13 protein-coding genes are annotated in these 17,537 nt (G+C 74.8%); 4 read left to right on the forward strand and 9 right to left on the reverse strand.

Translation table 11 applies throughout. From position 1 onward, the window contains the following. The first annotated feature begins 167 nt into the window (after positions 1 to 167). From GJV82_RS05405 to GJV82_RS05415, 3 genes are all read left to right on the forward strand, one after another. Positions 168 to 1,385 (forward strand): ferrochelatase, encoded by a 1,218-nt coding sequence (locus tag GJV82_RS05405; RefSeq protein ID WP_155098515.1) that lies wholly within the window; start codon positions 168 to 170, stop codon positions 1,383 to 1,385. A 17-nt stretch (positions 1,386 to 1,402) separates the two neighbouring features. Further along, positions 1,403 to 2,137 (forward strand): hydrogen peroxide-dependent heme synthase, encoded by a 735-nt coding sequence (gene hemQ / locus GJV82_RS05410; protein WP_115943030.1) that lies wholly within the window; start codon positions 1,403 to 1,405, stop codon positions 2,135 to 2,137. A gap of 165 nt (positions 2,138 to 2,302) precedes the next feature. Then, a complete protein-coding gene (locus GJV82_RS05415; RefSeq protein WP_024839425.1) occupies positions 2,303 to 3,136 on the forward strand; it encodes a tryptophan-rich sensory protein in 834 nt (277 codons plus the stop codon). Between the two features lie 80 nt (positions 3,137 to 3,216). Here GJV82_RS05415 and GJV82_RS05420 read toward each other — a convergent pair whose 3' ends face one another. The 3 genes from GJV82_RS05420 to GJV82_RS05430 form a co-directional block, all read right to left on the reverse strand. Continuing rightward, on the reverse strand, positions 3,217 to 4,575 hold the full coding sequence (locus tag GJV82_RS05420; protein ID WP_024839424.1) for a Glu/Leu/Phe/Val family dehydrogenase: 1,359 nt from the start codon (positions 4,573 to 4,575) through the stop codon (positions 3,217 to 3,219). 152 nt (positions 4,576 to 4,727) lie between these two features. Then, on the reverse strand, positions 4,728 to 5,522 hold the full coding sequence (locus tag GJV82_RS05425; protein WP_024839423.1) for an aldo/keto reductase: 795 nt from the start codon (positions 5,520 to 5,522) through the stop codon (positions 4,728 to 4,730). 89 nt (positions 5,523 to 5,611) lie between these two features. Then, on the reverse strand, positions 5,612 to 6,361 hold the full coding sequence (locus tag GJV82_RS05430; protein ID WP_115943027.1) for a helix-turn-helix transcriptional regulator: 750 nt from the start codon (positions 6,359 to 6,361) through the stop codon (positions 5,612 to 5,614). 579 nt (positions 6,362 to 6,940) lie between these two features. Here GJV82_RS05430 and GJV82_RS05435 point away from each other — a divergent pair. Next, the gene (locus GJV82_RS05435) at positions 6,941 to 10,027 is read left to right on the forward strand and encodes a proline dehydrogenase family protein (RefSeq protein WP_404812927.1); all 3,087 of its coding nucleotides are present in this window, start codon (positions 6,941 to 6,943) and stop codon (positions 10,025 to 10,027) included. A gap of 2 nt (positions 10,028 to 10,029) precedes the next feature. Here GJV82_RS05435 and GJV82_RS05440 read toward each other — a convergent pair whose 3' ends face one another. From GJV82_RS05440 to GJV82_RS05465, 6 genes are all read right to left on the reverse strand, one after another. Beyond that, the gene (locus GJV82_RS05440) at positions 10,030 to 11,229 is read right to left on the reverse strand and encodes a DNA glycosylase AlkZ-like family protein (protein WP_155098516.1); all 1,200 of its coding nucleotides are present in this window, start codon (positions 11,227 to 11,229) and stop codon (positions 10,030 to 10,032) included. Between the two features lie 44 nt (positions 11,230 to 11,273). After that, positions 11,274 to 12,290, reverse strand: coding sequence for a LacI family DNA-binding transcriptional regulator (locus GJV82_RS05445; protein ID WP_024839419.1), 1,017 nt, complete (start codon positions 12,288 to 12,290; stop codon positions 11,274 to 11,276). 66 nt (positions 12,291 to 12,356) lie between these two features. After that, on the reverse strand, positions 12,357 to 13,910 hold the full coding sequence (locus GJV82_RS05450) for a glycoside hydrolase family 1 protein (protein WP_024839418.1): 1,554 nt from the start codon (positions 13,908 to 13,910) through the stop codon (positions 12,357 to 12,359). A 136-nt stretch (positions 13,911 to 14,046) separates the two neighbouring features. Beyond that, complete coding sequence (locus GJV82_RS05455; protein ID WP_155098517.1) at positions 14,047 to 14,967, reverse strand: carbohydrate ABC transporter permease; 921 nt, start codon at positions 14,965 to 14,967, stop codon at positions 14,047 to 14,049. Continuing rightward, positions 14,964 to 16,088 carry a carbohydrate ABC transporter permease gene (locus GJV82_RS05460; RefSeq protein ID WP_024839416.1) on the reverse strand — a complete coding sequence of 375 codons (1,125 nt, stop codon included), beginning with the start codon at positions 16,086 to 16,088 and terminating at the stop codon, positions 14,964 to 14,966. Before GJV82_RS05460 ends, GJV82_RS05455 begins: the two co-directional genes overlap by 4 nt. A 116-nt stretch (positions 16,089 to 16,204) precedes the next feature. Then, positions 16,205 to 17,536 (reverse strand): ABC transporter substrate-binding protein, encoded by a 1,332-nt coding sequence (locus GJV82_RS05465; RefSeq protein WP_024839415.1) that lies wholly within the window; start codon positions 17,534 to 17,536, stop codon positions 16,205 to 16,207. Position 17,537: the final 1 nt, after the last annotated feature.

Genomic DNA, 17,537 nt, shown 5'->3' on the forward strand with positions numbered 1-17,537 from the left:
GGCGACGTGTGCACGGGCGTCGGTGCCCGGCGCGCCCGAGGAGCGAGCGGCCCGAGTCTAGGCGCGCCGCGGCGGGGGAGGAGGTGACACTCTGTCCCGTCAATGTCACGTCCGAGCCGTCCCGTTCCGGACGGGCGAGCCCCGGGCCGGGTGCCATGATCAGGAGCATGCCCCCGTTCTCCCCCCAGGACGTCGCTGCCACCGAGCGGGCCGCCGTGCCCGCCACCCCGGCGGCCGGCGTCGACACCGCGCCCGAGACCCCCGACCTGCGCCCCTACGACGCGCTGCTGCTCTACTCGTTCGGCGGGCCCAACAAGCCCGAGGACGTCGTGCCGTTCCTGCGCAACGTCACCGCGGGCAAGGGCATCCCGGACTCGCGCCTCGAGGAGGTCGGCGAGCACTACTACGGGTTCGGCGGCAAGAGCCCCATCAACGAGCAGAACCTCGCGCTCAAGGCGGCGCTCGAGGCCGAGCTCGCGCGGCGCGGGATCGAGCTGCCCGTCGTGTGGGGCAACCGCAACTGGGAGCCGTACACCGACGACGCGATCACCGAGCTCGAGGCACTGGGCGCGCGCAACGCCGTGGCGCTCGTGACGTCCGCCTACTCGTCGTACTCCGGCTGCCGCCAGTACCGCGAGGACCTCGCCGTGGTGCTCGACCGGCGCGGCCAGCTCGGTCCCGAGGGCTCGACGGGCGTGCAGTTCGACAAGGTGCGCTCGTACTTCAACCACCCGGGCTTCGCGCAGGCGAACGTCGACGCGGTCCTCGACGGCTACGCGGCGCTCGCGGAGAAGGGCGGCGACACGGCCGCCGCACGCCTCGTCTTCGTCACGCACTCCATCCCCGACACCATGGAGGCCGCGTCGCGCATCGCGTACGCGACGTACTCCGAGCAGCACCTCGACCTCGCGCGCGTCGTCGCCGCCGCGGTGTCCGAGCGCCTCGGGCACGAGGTCTCGTGGGACCTCGCGTACTGCTCGCGCTCGGGCCCGCCGAGCCAGCCGTGGCTCGAGCCCGACGTCAACGACCACCTCGAGGCCATCGCGCAGGACGGCGTCCGCGACGTCGTGCTCTCGCCGATCGGGTTCGTCTCGGACCACATGGAGGTCGCGTACGACCTCGACACCGAGGCGGTCCAGACCGCGACGGAGCTCGGGATGACGGCCGTCCGCGCCGGTACCGTGGGCACGCGCGAGCCGTTCGTGCGCGGGCTCGTCGACCTGCTCGTCGAGCGCGCCGCGATCGCGCGCGGCGAGGCCGTCGCCGAGGCCACGGTCGGCGACCTCCCCGCGTTCCGCTCGGTGTGCGCGCCCGGCTGCTGCCTGCGCCGCGACGGCGAGCCGAGCGGCGTGCCCGCGCTGTGCAGCACCGACGTCCACAGCTGACCCGAGAGGAACCCCCGATGAACGACGCCGCGCGTGTGCCCGCGGACCACGACCAGATCAACTCCACCATCCGCTACGCGATGTGGTCCGTGTTCGCGACGGCCGCGCCCCTGCCCGCCGACGCGGACGAGCGAGCGGGCCTCGTGAGCGACGCGCTGGCCGCCGTCGGCGGCGGGGACGACCCGGCCGCGACGGACGGCGACCTCGTGGTGCGCGGCTGGTACGACGTCGCGGGCCTGCGCTCGGACGCCGACCTCATGGTGTGGTGGCACGGACCCACGGTCGAGTCGGTGCAGCGCGCCTACCAGCACCTGCGCGCGAGCGGCCTCGGGGCGCACCTCGAGCCGGTGTGGTCGAACGTGGCGCTGCACCGCCCGGCGGAGTTCAACCGCGGCCACGTGCCCGCGTTCCTCGCGGGCGAGGCGCCGCGCGACTACCTGTCGGTGTACCCGTTCGTGCGGTCGTACGACTGGTACCTGCTGCCCGACGCCGAGCGCCGCACGATGCTGCGCGACCACGGCCTCGCGGCGAGGGACTACCCGGACGTGCGCGCCAACACCGTCGCGTCGTTCGCGCTCGGCGACTACGAGTGGATCCTCGCGTTCGAGGCGGACGAGCTGCACCGCATCGTCGACCTCATGCGCGAGCTGCGCGCGACGGAGGCGCGCCGCCACGTCCGCGAGGAGGTCCCGTTCTTCACCGGGCCGCGCACGACCCTCACCGCCTGGGCGGACCGCCAGCCCCTGGCCTGACCCCGCACCGCCCCGCGCCGCCCGGCGCCGAGAACGAGGTTGGTGCCGTTATCCCGCGGATAACGGCACCAACCTCGTTCTCGGCGGCGAGCAGGGTCGTTCTCGGCGGCAGGCAGAGGACGTCGCCCAGATGCTCAGCAGGCTGAGTGATGCGACGGTGGAGGCATGACCTCAGCTGCCGCCGTCCCGGCGGGCGCCGTCCCCGCGCCCGCGCCGTCCGACCGTGTCCGCCAGGTCGTCGTCCTCGTCGGCGCCCTCGTCGCGGCGGGCACCGCCGCGTTCGGCGCCGGAGCCTTCGGCGGCACGGCGGTCCAGGACGCGTCCGGCGGTGCCCTCTCCGCCGAGGCGACCCCCGTCGCGCCCGACAACCCGGCGTTCCGGATCTGGTCCGTGATCTACCTCGGGCTCTTCGCGTTCGCCGTCTACCAGGTGCTGCCGCGGCACGCGGCGAGCCCGCGCCTGCGAGCGACCGCGTGGTGGGTGCTCGCGTCCATGGTGCTCAACGCCGCGTGGATCGGCGTGGTCCAGGCCGGGTGGGTCCCGGTGAGCGTCGTGGTCATCGCGGCGCTGCTCGCCGTCAACGCCGTGGCCGTGGTGCGGCTCGTGCGGCTGCGCCCCGAGTCGACCGCGCAGGCCGTCGTGCTCGACGGCACGCTCGGCCTCTACACGGGGTGGGTGAGCGTCGCGACGCTCGCGAACGTCGCCGCGGCCCTCGCGGACGGGGGCGTGGGTGAGCTCGGCCTCGGCGCGACGGGGTGGTCGGTCGTGCTCGTCGCGGCGGCCGCCGTGCTGTCGGTCGCGTGGGCTCGGTTCACCGCCGGGCGGCGTGCGCTCGCGCTCGGCATCGGGCTCGCGATGTCGTGGGGGCTCGCGTGGATCGCGGTGGCCCGGTTCCAGGGTCCGCTCGTCGACACGACCGTGGCCTGGGCGGCCGTCGCGGCGTCCGCCGTCGCGCTCGTCGCGGGCGTCGTCGCCGCGACCCGCCGGCCCACGGACTGACCACGACCCCGCCGGCCCACGGACCGACCGGCCCCACCCGTGCCCGGCGGGACGCGCCGGGCACGGGCGGGCGCCGGCCGTCAGGGGTACAGGCCGCGGATCTGGTGCGCCTCCGCCACGCGCTGCACGCCGATGACGAGCGCGGCGTCGCGCAGGCTCAGCTCCTCGCGCCGCGCCAGCGCGGCGACCTCCTCGTACGCGTGGAGCATCCGGTGCTCGAGCTTCTCGCCGATCTCGTCGGCCGTCCACCAGTACGCCTGGTTCGCCTGCACCCACTCGAAGTAGGAGACGACGACGCCGCCCGCGTTCGCGAGGACGTCCGGCACGACCGTGACGCCGTTCTTCGCGAGCACGCGGTCGCCCTCGGCGGTCGTCGGGCCGTTCGCGCCCTCGACGACCCACCGCGCGCGCACGGTGCGGGCCGTGTCGCCGTCGAGCACGCCCTCGACGGCCGCCGGCACGAGCACGTCGACGTCGAGCGCGAGGAGCGCGTCGTTGTCCACCGGGTCCGCGCGGTCGAAGCCCACGACGCTCCCCGTCGCGGCGACGTGCTCGACGAGCGCCCGCACGTCGAGCCCGTCCGGGGCGTGCACCCCGCCGTACTGGTCGGAGACCGCGACGACGCGGGCCCCGCGGGCCGCGAAGATCGCGGCCGCGTGCGAGCCGACCTTGCCGAAGCCCTGGATGGCGACGCGCACGTCGGTCAGCGGCACGCCCGCCTCGTCGAGCGCCGCGGCGGTGACGTGCACGACCCCGGCGCTCGTCGCCGTCGTGCGCCCGAGCGACCCGCCCACGGTGATCGGCTTGCCGGTCACGACGGCCGGGATCGTGTAGCCCTGGTTGACCGAGTAGGTGTCCATGACCCAGGCCATGGTCTGCTCGCTCGTGCCCATGTCGGGCGCCATGATGTCCCGCTCCGGGCCGATCACCGGCATGATCTCCGACGTGTAGCGGCGTGTGACGCGCTCGAGCTCGGCCTCGGAGTAGCAGCGCGGGTCGATCGCGACGCCGCCCTTCGCGCCGCCGTACGGCAGGTCCACGAGGGCGCACTTCCACGTCATCCACATGGCGAGCGCGCGGACCTCGTCGATGTCGACGCTCGGCGCGTAGCGCAGGCCGCCCTTGCCCGGCCCACGTGAGACGTTGTGCTGCACGCGGTAGCCGTGGAAGAGGACGGTGCGGCCGTCGTCGCGCCGCAGCGGCACGGCCACGTTCACCTCGCGACGCGGGGTCGCGAGCATCTCGTGCAGACCGTCGTCGTAGCCGAGGAACTCGACCGCGCCCGCGAGCTGGGCGTGCGCGGTGTCGAGGGCCGACGCGGGCGGGGCCGCGCCGTCGGGGGCGCGGCGGGCGCCGGGCGGGAGGTCGGTCCGGGTCTGGTGGTCGGTCGGGGCGGGTTCGCCGCTCGTGGTGGTGGGCGGCACGGACGTCGTCGTCACGGTTCCTCCGGTTCGAGGTTCTCCGGTGCCGCGGGGGTGTGCGGCACCGGAGGCCACGCTACCGCCGGCGCGCGCGCTCGCCGGGCGGGCACGCGCCGGGGCGCGCGGGCGCAGGTGCGCCCCGGCCCCGGCGCGTCGCGCGCGGGTGCGGCTCAGCGGCCGAGCGCGTCGACCGCCGCGAGCTCGTCCGGCGTGAGGGAGAAGCCCGTGACCTGGAAGTTCGCCTCGATGCGCTCGGGCGTGACCGACTTCGGGATGACGACGAACCCGTGGTCGAGGTGCCAGCGCAGCACGACCTGGGTGGGCGTGACGCCGTGCGCGGCCGCCACCTCGGCGAGCACGGGCGCGTCGAGGTCGGTGCGCTTGAACGGGCTGTACCCCTCCAGCACGACGCCGCGCTGCGCGAGCTCGTGCGCGATCCGGTGGTCGTAGTCGGCGGGGCTCCACGGGATCTGGTCGACGGCCGGGGTCTCGCCCACCTGGTCGGAGAGCACGTCGACCTGCTCGACCGAGTAGTTGCTCACGCCGATCGAGCGGACCAGGCCCTCGTCGCGCAGCGCGACGAACTGCTCCCAGACCCACGGCGACGCCTCGCCCGACGGCGGCCAGTGGATGAGCCACAGGTCCACGTAGTCGGTCCCGAGGTCGCGCAGCGACGCCTCGATCGTCTCGCGCTCGCGGCCCGCTGCGTCCGGCGGAAGCTTCGTGGTGACGAACACGTCGGCGCGGTCCACGGACGAGTCGGCGAGCGCGCGGCCCACCTGCGACTCGTTGCCGTAGCCGGTGGCGGTGTCGACGTGCCGGTAGCCGACGTCGAGCGCGTGGCGCACGGCGCGGTACGCGTCGTCGCCCTCCGACTGCCAGGTGCCGATGCCGAGGAGCGGCATCGTGCCGCCGGGCAGCTCGACGGTCGGGACGGTTCCGGGGGAGGGGCTCGTAGAGGTCATGGCGTCAGTCTCCGCGTGCGACGGCGTCGCTCGCCACCGCGGGGCCGCCCGGCGCACGCACGACGAGCGCGCGACCCGGCACGGTGCCGTCAGCGGCGCGTGCGCCGCCGGTACTGCGCCGGCGTCTCGCCCGTGAGGCGTGCGAACGTCCGCGTGAACGACGGCTGGTCGTAGAAGCCGCTGTCGGCCGCGACGTCGCCGATCGGCCGCGTGGTGCCGGCGAGCAGCCGCGTCGCGTGGTCGACCCGCGTGCGCAGCACGAGCTGGCGGGGCGTGAGGCCGTACACGCGCCGCACGCGCCGGTCGAGCACCGCGGGCGTGGCCCCGGCCGCCTCGGCGAGCCGCGTCGTCGTCCAGCGCGCCCCGAGGTCCGCCTCGACCGCGGCGACGAGCGCGGCCATCGAGCCCATCGTCGCGTCGTCGGCCGCGCCCGCGCGCAGGTCGTGGGAGACGGACACGATCCCCACGAGGCGACCGGCGTCGTCGTGCACGGGGAGCTTCGACGTGAGGAACCAGCCCGAGGTGCCGCCGAGCCGGCGGATGCGCTCGAGCTCGCCGCGCAGCGACCGGCCCTGCAGGACCTCGGCGTCCTGCTGCTCGTAGCGCTCGGCGAGCTGCGGCACGAACAGGTCGCGCGCCCGGCGCCCGAGCACCGCGCGGCGCGAGCGCTCGTTCGTGCGAGCGACGAACACGGGGTTGACCGCGGCGTAACGCCCCGTGACGTCCTTGGCGCAGAACATCGTGTCCGGCAGCTCGTCCATGAGCGCGACCATCGCGGGGCTGAGCGCGGCGAGCAGCGCCACGCCCTCGGGCCACAGGTTGTCGCGGACGGGTGCCATGTCGCCCCGGATCGTACAAGACGAGTCAGCGCGACCCGGGGCACCCTGGGAGGATGAGCAACGACGCGCCCGCACGGCCGCTCCCCACCCCCGGAGCCGCCGGCGACCCGACCCGCACCCCGGTCCAGACCTCCCCGGACGACCTCGTGGAGGACGCGGTGGCCCTCGCCCGCCGCTGGCTCGCCGCGAGCACCGCGGACGACGCGGGCGACGCGCGGGCCCGCCGCACGGCCGAGCGGCTCGGCGCGCTCGTCTCCGACCCGGCGGGCCTCGAGCTCGCCGTCCGGTTCGTCGACGACGTCGCGCGGCCGCAGGACGTGCACGTCGCCGCCCACGCGCTCGGCCGCCTCGGTGAGCTCGCCGGCAGCGCCGGCTCGTTCCTCGGGCCCGTTGACCGGACCCTGCTGCGGGTCGGGGCGCGCGTCGCCCCCGTGCTGCCGCGCGTCGTCGTGCCCGCCGCGCGCGTGCGCCTGCGCCAGCTCGTCGGGCACCTCGTGGCCGACGCCGGTCGCGGCCTCGGCCCGCACCTGGCCCGCACGCGCGCCGAGGGCTANCCTGCGCCAGCTCGTCGGGCACCTCGTGGCCGACGCCGGTCGCGGCCTCGGCCCGCACCTGGCCCGCACGCGCGCCGAGGGCTACGCGCTCAACGTCAACCTCCTCGGCGAGGCGGTGCTCGGCGAGGCCGAGGCCGACGCGCGCCTCGAGCGCACGATCGCGCTCGTACGGCGGCCCGACGTGGACTACGTCTCGGTCAAGGTGTCGTCCGTCGCGTCGCAGCTCGTGCCGTGGGACCTCGACGGGTCGTGCGCGCGCGTCGTCGAGCGCCTGCTGCCCCTGTACCGGGCGGCGCGCGACCACGGCGTCTTCCTCAACCTCGACATGGAGGAGTACAAGGACCTCGCGCTGACCACGGCCGTCTTCCGCGAGGTGCTCGCGCACGACGACCTGCGCGACCTCGAGGCCGGGATCGTGCTCCAGGCGTACCTGCCCGACGCGCTCGGGGCACTCGACGGGCTGACGCGCTTCGCGACCGAGCGCGTCGCCGCCGGGGGAGCGCCGGTCAAGGTGCGGCTCGTCAAGGGCGCGAACCTCGCGATGGAGGCCGTCGAGGCCGAGCTGCACGGGTGGCCGCAGGCGCCGTACCCCAGCAAGCCCGACGTCGACGCGAACTACGTGCGCCTGCTCGACCACGCGCTGCGCGCCCCGCGGACCGACGCCGTGCGCATCGGCGTCGCGAGCCACAACCTCTTCCACGTCGCGCTCGCCGTGCTCCTCGGCCGGGCCCGCGGCGTGAGCCACGCGCTCGACGTCGAGATGCTCCAGGGCATGGCCCCCGGCGAGGCGCGCGCCGTGCGCGACGAGGTCGCGGCCGACCGCGTCGAGACCGGCCCGCACGCCGGGCGCGGCGGCCGCGTCGTGCTGTACACCCCGGTCGTGCGCGACGAGGACTTCGACGTCGCGATCTCCTACCTCGTGCGCCGCCTCGAGGAGAACGCCGCCGAGCAGAACTTCCTGCACGCCATGTTCGCGCCCGGCGGCGCCGCCCCGACCAGCCCGATGGACCGGCAGGAGGCCGCGTTCCGCGCGTCGGTGCGCCACGGGGTGCGCTGGACGGAGGCCGACGTCGCCCCGCGCCGCCGCCCCCGCACGCACGAGGAGCCGCCGGCCGACGGGTTCGCCAACGCACCCGACACCGACCCGGCGGTCGAGGAGTCGCGCGCGTGGGCGCGCCGCGTCACCGGTCCCGGCTTCGGGGACGAGCCCGTCCGCACGCCCGAGCTCACCACGACCGCCCAGGTGGACGACGCCGTCGCGACCGCCGTGCGCGCGACCGCCGCGTGGGCGCGGGTCGCCCCGGCCGCCCGCGCCGCCGCGCTGCGCGCCGTCGCCCGGCGGCTCGAGGCCGCGCGCACGGACCTCGTCGCCGCGATGGTGCACGAGCCGGGCAAGACCGTCGCCGAGGCCGATCCCGAGGTGAGCGAGGCCGTCGACTTCGCGCGGTACTACGCGCGGTCCGCCGAGGAGCTGGACCGCGTGCCCGGCGCGCGCTTCACGCCCGACGGCGTCACGCTCGTCACGCCGCCGTGGAACTTCCCCGTCGCGATCCCCGTGGGCGGGGTCCTCGCGGCGCTCGCGGCCGGGTCGGCCGTGCTCGCGAAGCCCGCGCCGCCGACCCCGCGCTGCCTGGAGGTCGCCGTGGACGCGGTCCACGCGGGCCTGCGCGACGCCGTCGCGGCGGGACCGCAGGACTTCGCCGGGCTGGGCGCCGTCTCGGTGACGGACGTCGTGCAGTACGTCCGCGTGCCCGACGACGACCTCGGCACGCACCTCGTGACGCACGACGACGTCGCGCGCGTCGTGCTCACCGGCTCCATCGAGACCGCGCGCCTGTTCGCGCGGTGGCGACCGTCGCGCCCGGTGCTCGCCGAGACGTCGGGCAAGAACGCGCTCGTCGTCACGCCGTCGGCGGACCTCGACCTCGCGGTCGCGGACCTCGTGCGGTCGGCGTTCGGGCACGCGGGGCAGAAGTGCTCGGCGGCGTCGCTCGCGATCCTCGTCGGCTCGGCGGGGGACCCGCGGACCGAGACCGGGCGGCGCGTGCGGCGCCAGCTCGTGGACGCGGTGCGGTCGCTCGCCGTCGGGCCCGCGACCGACGTCTCGACGACCGTGGGCCCGCTCACGGAGCCCGCGTCGGGCAAGCTGCTGCACGCGCTGACGACCCTGGAGCCGGGGGAGTCGTGGCTCGTGCGGCCGCGGCCGCTGGACGGCGGGCCGGACCTGGACGGCCGCCTGTGGACGCCCGGCCTCAAGGAGGGCGTCGCGCCCGGGTCGCCGTTCCACCTCACGGAGTACTTCGGCCCGGTGCTCGGGATCATGACGGCCGCGACCCTCGACGACGCGATCGCGCTCCAGAACGCCGTGCCGTTCGGCCTCACCGGCGGGATCCACAGCCTCGACGACGCCGAGGTCGCGCGGTGGCTCGACGCCGTCGAGGTCGGCAACGCCTACGTCAACCGGCACATCACCGGCGCGATCGTGCAGCGGCAGTCGTTCGGCGGCTGGAAGCAGTCGGTCGTCGGGCCCGGCGCCAAGGCGGGCGGACCGAACTACGTGGCGCAGCTCGGTCGCTGGACCGACGCGGAGGGTGACCCCGGCGTGGCCGACGCCGACGCGCCGCCCGCGCGCGAGACGTCGCCCGACGCGTGGCTCGCGTGGGCGTGCGCCGACGACGCCCGCTGGTGGGACCAGGAGTTCTCCGTGGAGCACGACCCCTCGGGCCTGCGCGCCGAGTCGAACGTGTTCCGCTACCGGCCCGTCGACCTCCTCACGGTGCGGGTCGGCGCGGACGCGCGGCCCGTCGAGGTCGAGCGCGTGCTGCACGCCGCGCGGACCGCGGGCGTGCCGGTCGTCGTCGTGCCCTCGACGGGCGACGGCGCCGTGAGCGACGAGGAGCTCGCGCGCCGGGTCGCGGGCGGCGCCGTGCGCGGGCGCGTGCGCGTCGTCGGCTCGGCGCCCGGGCTGCGCGAGGCCGCGGCCGAGCGCGTGGGCGACGTGACCGTCCTGGACCACCCCGTGGTCGCGAGCGGGCGGCGCGAGCTGCTCACCGTGCTGCGAGAGCAGGCCGTGAGCCGTACCCGGCACCGCTACGGCCACGTGCGCGACTGACGCTAGCCGGACACGCTCACGGACGCCGCGCCGCGGAACGCGCGCAGGCGCTCGGCCTGCGCCGCGACGGCGTCCGTCAGCGGCGCGCCCCACCCGGCCCACGGGTCGACGCGCACCGTGAGCCGGCGCCCCGACGTGCGCGGGCGCCACGTGCCGATGACCTCGCCGTCCGCGAGCACCGCCCCGGGACGCCCGAGCACGCGCCACAGGTCCTTCGCGTGCGCGTCGTCCGGGACGAGCGTCGCGCGGTCGCGCAGCTGCAGCGCCAGGTCGTACGGGCCGACGAGCCGGACGACCGGCGCACCGTCGGCGCCCTGCGCGTCGCGCACGCGCTCCGCCGCTCCCGGGAGGCGCTCGGCGTCGTCGGCGAGGGCCCAGCGCTCCGCCGGCCGGTCCCCGCCCGCTGCCGCGTCCGGCACGTCGACGCGCACGGCGTCCTCGGGCCAGCGGGCGCGTACCTCCTTGACCGGCGCGTCGAGGAACGCCGCGACGTCCTGCACGCTCGCGGCCGGGAAGAACCGCAGGTAGCCCCGCACGACGTCGAGCCGCGGGACGGCCTCGTCCCCGAGCCGCCCGTACCGCGGCGGGTCGAGGCCGGGCACGCGGCGCAGCACGGGCGGGGACGTGCCGGGCTCGAGCTCGAGGCCCGCCTGGAGCGCCGCGAGCCGGAACGTCTGCTCGTAGCTGTGCGTCGCGCCGCACGGACGGCACCAGCGCAGGTGCGGCTCGGGCAGGCGCGCGGTGAGCCGCGTCGAGAGGTCACCCTTGACGGTCGGCTCGACGACGATCTCGCGCTCCAGGTCCGTCTCCGTGCGCAGCGCGTCGAGCACGGCGATCCCCGCGGCGCGCAGCGGGCGGCTCGCGTCGAAGACGCGCTTGGCGGCGTCGGCCTCCGAGAAGGGGGCCGTCGCGACGGCGACCTCCGCCAGGTCGGCGCGGCGGTAGACGTGCGGCGCCCCGCGCAGCGACCACACGAGCGCCAGGTCGTCCGGGAGGCTGCCGGGCTCCACGGCGGGCGCACCGCGCAGGGCCAGCGCCCAGGCAGCACCGTCCGGTCCGGTGTCCTGCACGCCCAGGTCGAGGGCCGCGACGTCGGACGCCGACGCCGCGGACCCGGGCGCGCGGTCGAGCTCCTGGGCGAGCCAGCGTGCGGCGAGCACGTCCGCGCGCGACGCCGTGACGAGCGACGAGGAGAGGCTCATGACCCCCAGGCTACGAGCGGCCTCCCACGCGCGCGGGTGGGAGGTCAGACGGAGTCGCGCTCGACGAGCTCGGGCGCGAGCACCTGCGACGCGATCTCGTCCCCGCGCCCGGCGACGAGGTCGAGCAGCAGGTCGGTCGCGCCGCGCACCATCTCCACCATCGGGTTCTGGACCGTGGTGAGCGGAGGCGACGTCGTGGCCGCGTTCGCGAGGTTGTCGAACCCGACGACGGACACGTCGCCCGGCACGTCGCGCCCGTGGGCCGCGAGCACGCGCAGCGCGCCCTCGGCCATGAGGTCGGACGCCACGAACAGGCCGTCGAGGTCGGGGTGCGCGGCGAGGAGGCGCTCCATCGCGGCCGCGCCGCCCGCGACCGCGAAGTCGCCGATCTCGACCGCGTCGTCGGCGAGCCCCTCCTCGCGCAGCACCTCGCGCCAGCCCGCCAGGCGGTCCACGCCCGCCGTCATGTCCTGCGGGCCGGCGATCGTCGCGACGCGGCGCCGGCCCGCCGCGACGAGGCGACGCGCCGCGAGGCGACCGCCCTCGACGTTGTCCACGTCGACGTAGAGCAGGTCCGGCGTCGGGCGGAACGGCCGCCCCACGAAGACCGCCGGCAGGCGGGCCGCGAGCAGCGCCTCCTCGAGCTCGTCGTCACGGTGGTGCGACGCGACGATCGCGCCGTCGACGTGCCCGCTGCTGAGGTACCGGACGATGCGGCCCGGCTGCTCGTCGGGCCGGGCGAAGAGCAGCACGAGCTGCAGGTCGGTGCCGCCCAGCGCCGCGCTGACGCCGCGCATCGTGCCCGCGAGGAACGGGTCGGTAAGGATCCGCTCGTCCGGCTCGGGGACCACGAGGGCGATCGAGTCGGTGCGGCGTGTGACGAGCGAGCGGGCGGCGCGGTTGGGCGTGTAGCCGAGCTGGGCGACGGCGGCGTCGACCGCGGCCTGGGCCTCGGGCGACACGCGCAGACCGCCGTTGATGGCGCGCGACGCGGTCGAGCGCGAGACGCCCGCCGTCTGGGCCACCTCGTCCAGGGTCGGCGCGGAGCGCAGGCTGTTCATCAGACCATTATCCCGCGCACGTGCGCCGGGCCGCACCGCCCCGCTCACCGTGTCCTCACCCCCGCCTCACTCCGCCACGGCGTCCGCGGCCGGAGCGGCGTCCGCGACCGGGGCGGGACGCGCCGGGACCGCGTTGTCGCGCGCGACCTGCGCATACCACGCGCCGCTCGCCTTGACCGTGCGCTCCTGCGTCTCGTAGTCGACGCGCACGATCCCGAACCGCTTCGTGTAGCCGAGGGCCCACTCGAAGTTGTCCAGGAGCGACCACGCGAAGTACCCCCGCACGTCCGCGCCCGCGTCGATCGCGTCGCGCGTGGCGCGCAGGTGCGCGTCGATGAACGCCAGACGGTCCTGGTCGTCGACCGAGCCGTCCGCCTCCACCCGGTCCGGGTAGGCCGCGCCGTTCTCGGTGATGTACATCGCGACGCCGCGCGGCCCGGTGAAGTCCCGCTGGAGGCGGGTCAGCAGGCGCGTGAGCCCCTCCGGCTGCACCTCCCAGCCCATGTCCGTGAGGGGCAGGCCGCGCGAGTGGCCGTGCACGCCGTCCGCCGCGGGGTAGGGCGACGACGTCGCGCGCACCGGTGCCTCGGCGTCGGGCTCGTCGCGCACGCCCTCGGGGCGCGTGCCGCCGGCCGTGCCCGGCGTCTCGGCCTGGGGGTGCGCGGAGACGGCGCCGCCGTTGTAGTAGTTGACGCCCAGCGTGTCGATCGGGGTCGAGATGATCTCGAGGTCGCCGTCCTTGACGTGGTCGAGCAGACCGTACGGTGCGACGTCCTCGAGGACGTCCGCGGGGTACTCGCCGTGGAACACGGGGTCGAGGAAGATCCGGTTGAACTGCCCGTCGATGCGGCGCGCCGCGTCGACGTCGGCCGGGTCCTGCGGGTCGACCGGGTCGGCGACCGTGAAGTTCAGGGTCAGGCCGAGGTTCGCCTCCGGCGCGCGCTCGCGCAGCGCCTGGACCGCGAGGCCGTGACCGAGCAGGAGGTGGTGCGCCGCCGCGAGGCCGTCCTCGCGCGACTGCCGGCCCGGGGCGTGGACGCCCGCGGTGTACCCGAGGAACGCGGAGCACCACGGCTCGTTGAGCGTGGTCCACACGCCGACGCGGTCGCCGAGCGCCTCGTGCATCGTCACCGCGTACTCGGCGAAGAGGTACGCCGTGTCGCGAGACGTCCAGCCGCCCTTCTCCTCGAGCGCCTGCGGCAGGTCCCAGTGGTACAGCGTCAGCCAGGGCAGGACGTCGGCCTCGAGGAGCTCGTCCACGAGCCGGTCGTAGAACGCGAGACCTGCCGGGTTGGGCGCGCCGCCGTCGGGACGCACGCGCGCCCACGACGTCGAGAACCGGTAGGCGCCGAGGTTCAGGTCGCGCAGGAGCGCCACGTCCTCGCGGTACCGGTGGTAGTGGTCGCACGCGACCATGCCGTCGTCCCCGTTCACGACGGCGCCCGGCACGCGCGCGAACGCGTCCCACACGGAGTCCCGACGGCCGTCGGTGTGCCCGGCGCCCTCGATCTGGAACGCGGCCGTCGCGGCGCCCCAGAGGAAGCCCTCGGGCATCTCGACGCGTCCGGTCGCGGTCGCCGGGTTCGGGGGGAGGGGCGCGGACGGGACGAAGCTGGTCATGGTCGATTGTCCTCCGAGAGGTCGGGGTGTGGCACGCGGACGGGCCGGTGGGGCCCGCCCCGCGGGACGGTCGGGGCACGGCGGGTCCGCGTGCCGGGGTGCCGGCACGCGGACCGCCGCGCTGCGGCGCCGGGCGTCAGCCCTTGACGGCGCCCTGCATGATGCCCGCCACGAGCTGGCGGCCGGTGAAGATGAAGATGACGATGAGCGGCAGCGTCACGAGGAAGATCCCCGCCATGACGAGCGAGTAGTCGACGAAGAAGTTCGCCTGGAGGGACCGCACGACGAGCGGCAGCGTCGGGTTGTTCTGGTTGAGCACGATGGACGGCCAGAAGAAGTTCGTCCACTGCTGCACGAACGTGAACAGGCCGAGCATCGCCGCGGCCGGGCGCGCCGCGGGCAGCGCGATCGACCAGAAGGTGCGGATCATCGACGCGCCGTCCACGCGGGCCGCCTCGATGAGCTCGTACGGCAGCGCCTCGCCGAGGTACTGCGTCATCCAGAACACGCCGAACGCCGTGACGAGCGCGGGCACGATGACGGCCTGGAGCTTGCCGATCCACCCGAGGTCGGACATGAGGATGTACATCGGGATCACGCCGAGCTGCGTCGGCACCGCCATCGTCGCGATGACGAAGACGAGCAGCGGCCCGCGCCCGCGGAACCGGAGCTTCGCGAACGAGAAGCCCGCGAGCGTCGAGAAGAGCACGACCGACAGCGACGTGAGCACCGCGATGACGACCGAGTTCCAGGCGGCCTTCCAGAAGTTGATCGCCTCGGAGCCCATGACGTCGGCGAATCGGTCGAACAGAGTCGCGTCCGGCAGGAGCTGCGGCAATGCGCTGCGCGAGATCTCCTCCGGCGTGGACGACCCGAGGATCAGGGTGAAGTACAGGGGGAACACCGAGACCAGCAGGACGATCCCGAGGATCGTGTACGTGACCCAGCGCGGGCGGCGCTGCGTGCCGCCGACGTTCTTCCCGGCGCTGCGGCGTCGGGCGGCGGCGCGGGCCGCGCCCGGGCCGGCGGTCTGGGCGATGACGGGGACGGAGCTCATCGCTTCCTCCGGTCGGTCGTGCTGGCGGCGGTCGGGACGGACGCCTCGGTGCCCGCGGCGGCGCGCTGGGCGTTCATGGCGCCCTCGGCGCGCAGGCGCTTGCTCGCCTCGTGGCGGCGGCGCACCCAGCGCGGCGGCCTGGGCTGCGCGGTGGACGTGGCGATCCGCCGCGTGACGAGGAAGTTGACGATCCCGATGAGGATGATGAGGAGGAACAGCAGCCACGCGACGGCGGCGGCGCGGCCGAAGTTCTTCTGGTTGCCCCACGCGACGTCGTAGAGGTAGAGCACGGTCGTCATCCACTGGCGGTCCGCGCCGCCCAGGCCCTGCGCGTCGAACATGCGCGGCTCGTCGAAGATCTGCAGGCCGCCGATCGTCGACGTGATGACGACGAAGATGATCGTCGCGCGGATCTGCGGCACGGTGACGGAGAAGAACTGGCGCACGCGCCCGGCGCCGTCGATGATCGCGGCCTCATACAGCTCGCGCGGCACGGCCTGCATCGCGGCGAGGAAGATCAGGGCGTTGTAGCCGGTCCAGCGGAAGTTGACCATCGAGGCGATCGCGACGTGGCTCGCGAGCGCGTCGGCGTGCCAGCGGATCGGGTCGATGCCCACGAGGCCGAGCAGCTCGTTGATGAGCCCGTACTGGTCGGCGAACAGGCGGCCGAAGATCATCGAGACCGCGACGGGAGCCACGACGTACGGCAGCAGGACGCCCATGCGCCAGAACGTCGCGGCGCGCAGGTTCTGGTCGAGCAGCGCGGCGATCGCGATCGCCGCGATCACCTGGGGCACCGAGGACAGCAGGAAGATCGAGACGGTGTTGCGCAGGGACTTCCAGAACGTGGGCTGCGCGAGCACGTCGGTGTAGTTCTGCAGGCCGACGAAGTCGCCCTGGCCGCCGAGCAGGTTCCAGTCGTAGACCGAGACCACGGCGGTGTACACGAGCGGGAAGAGGCCCGTGACCGCGAACAGGACGAAGAACGGCGAGATGTAGAGGTAGGGCGAGAGCTTGACGTCCCAGCGGCTGAGGCGCTGGGAGAAGCCGACGCGGCGCGGCGTGCGCGGGGTCGGCCCGCTGAGCCCGGGCGAGGGCTGGGTGGGCGTGAGGACGGCCATGTGGGGTTCCTGGGCTGGTGTCTGGGTGGCTGCGGGTTCCACGGGAGCCGCGTCCGGCGTGCGGACGCGGGCGGGGCCGGGGCGGCAGGTGCTGCTGCCGCCCCGGCCCCGTCAGGTCACAGGCCCAGGTCCTGGAAGGACTGGAGCGTCTTCTGCCACGAGGACGCGGCGTCGTCCGTCTTCTCGACGTCCACGCGCTTGATGCCGTCCTGGACGGTCTGGTGGATCGAGAAGTAGTTCGCGCCCTTGAACGGCGCGCCGTCGATCGCGAGCGCACGGTTGACGAAGATCTGGCCGACCGGGGCGTCGTTGAAGAAGTCGTTCGTGAACGACTGCACGGCGTCGGACTCCTGCGCCTCGAGCTGCGACGGGAACGTGCCCGCGTTCTCGAACGCCGTCGTCTGCTGCGCCGGGTCGGTCAGCCACGCGGCGAGCTCCTTGGCCGCCTCCGCGTTCGGGCCCGAGGCCGGGACCGTGAGGAACGAGCCGCCCCAGTTGAGGCCGCCGCCGGGGAAGACGTCCGCGACGTTCCAGCCGGTGACGCCGCCCGAGCGCTCCTCGACCGGGCCGGTCATCCACGCGGGGCAGATCATCGTCGCGAAGCCGTCGTTCTGGAACGCGGCGTCCCAGTCGCCCGACCACTGCTCGAGGCCCGCGGAGAGGCCGTTCGTCGTCGACTGCTCGACGACCGTGTCGTAGATGTCGATGATCGGCTGGTTCGTCGCGAGGTCCTTGGGCGTGCCGTCGGACTCCTCGTAGGCGTTGTCGATCTGGTTGACCATGGCCTGCGAGATGGACATCGCCGAGTCGTACCAGGCGGAGTCGCTCGCGGCGACGAAGGTCGCGCCCGCGGCGAAGTAGTCGTCCCACGTGGCGTCCTCGCCACCGAGGAGCTCGGCCACGGCGGCGGGGTCGCTCGGCAGGCCCGCGGCCTCGAAGAGGTCCTGGCGGTAGCAGATCGCGCTCGGGCCGATGTCGGTGCCGTAGCCGATGACCTTGCCGTCGGTCGTCGTCGCCTGCTGGACCTTCCAGTCCACCCAGCGACCCTCGAGCTCGGGGTCGGTGAGGTCGGTGAACAGGTCGGGGTACTGCATGAGCTCGGGGAGCCAGTCGACCTCGATGGCCTCGATGTCGGCCAGGCCCTCGCCGCCGGCGGCGAGCTTGGTCGTGAGGTTGGTCCGCGCGTCCTCCGACTTCGCGGCCTTGGTCTGCTTGACGGTGACGTTCGGGTGCGACTCCGAGTACGCGGCCAGGAGCTCGTCCGAGTAGCCGAAGTCGTTGAACGTGGCGACCGTGAGCGTGATCTTCTCGTCGCCCGAGCCCGTCTCGGCGTCGTCCGAGCCGGACCCGCTCGAGCACGCGGTCAGGGTGAGGGTGATGGCCGCGAGGCCTGCGACGGCGGCGATCGCCTTGCGGGGCCGGCGGGTCGTACGGGTGCTGCTCAGCACG

The organism is Cellulosimicrobium composti (genome assembly GCF_009711085.1).
In the GTDB taxonomy this organism is placed as follows: domain Bacteria; phylum Actinomycetota; class Actinomycetes; order Actinomycetales; family Cellulomonadaceae; genus Cellulosimicrobium; species Cellulosimicrobium composti.

Coding starts and splice junctions, on each gene's coding strand:
- GJV82_RS05405 (WP_155098515.1), top strand. CDS start 168: ATGCCCCCGTTCTCCCCCCAGGACGTCGCTGCCACCGAGCGGGCCGCC.
- hemQ (WP_115943030.1), top strand. CDS start 1,403: ATGAACGACGCCGCGCGTGTGCCCGCGGACCACGACCAGATCAACTCC.
- GJV82_RS05415 (WP_024839425.1), top strand. CDS start 2,303: ATGACCTCAGCTGCCGCCGTCCCGGCGGGCGCCGTCCCCGCGCCCGCG.
- GJV82_RS05425 (WP_024839423.1), bottom strand. CDS start 5,522: ATGACCTCTACGAGCCCCTCCCCCGGAACCGTCCCGACCGTCGAGCTG.
- GJV82_RS05430 (WP_115943027.1), bottom strand. CDS start 6,361: ATGGCACCCGTCCGCGACAACCTGTGGCCCGAGGGCGTGGCGCTGCTC.
- GJV82_RS05440 (WP_155098516.1), bottom strand. CDS start 11,229: ATGAGCCTCTCCTCGTCGCTCGTCACGGCGTCGCGCGCGGACGTGCTC.
- GJV82_RS05445 (WP_024839419.1), bottom strand. CDS start 12,290: ATGAACAGCCTGCGCTCCGCGCCGACCCTGGACGAGGTGGCCCAGACG.
- GJV82_RS05450 (WP_024839418.1), bottom strand. CDS start 13,910: ATGACCAGCTTCGTCCCGTCCGCGCCCCTCCCCCCGAACCCGGCGACC.
- GJV82_RS05455 (WP_155098517.1), bottom strand. CDS start 14,967: ATGAGCTCCGTCCCCGTCATCGCCCAGACCGCCGGCCCGGGCGCGGCC.
- GJV82_RS05460 (WP_024839416.1), bottom strand. CDS start 16,088: ATGGCCGTCCTCACGCCCACCCAGCCCTCGCCCGGGCTCAGCGGGCCG.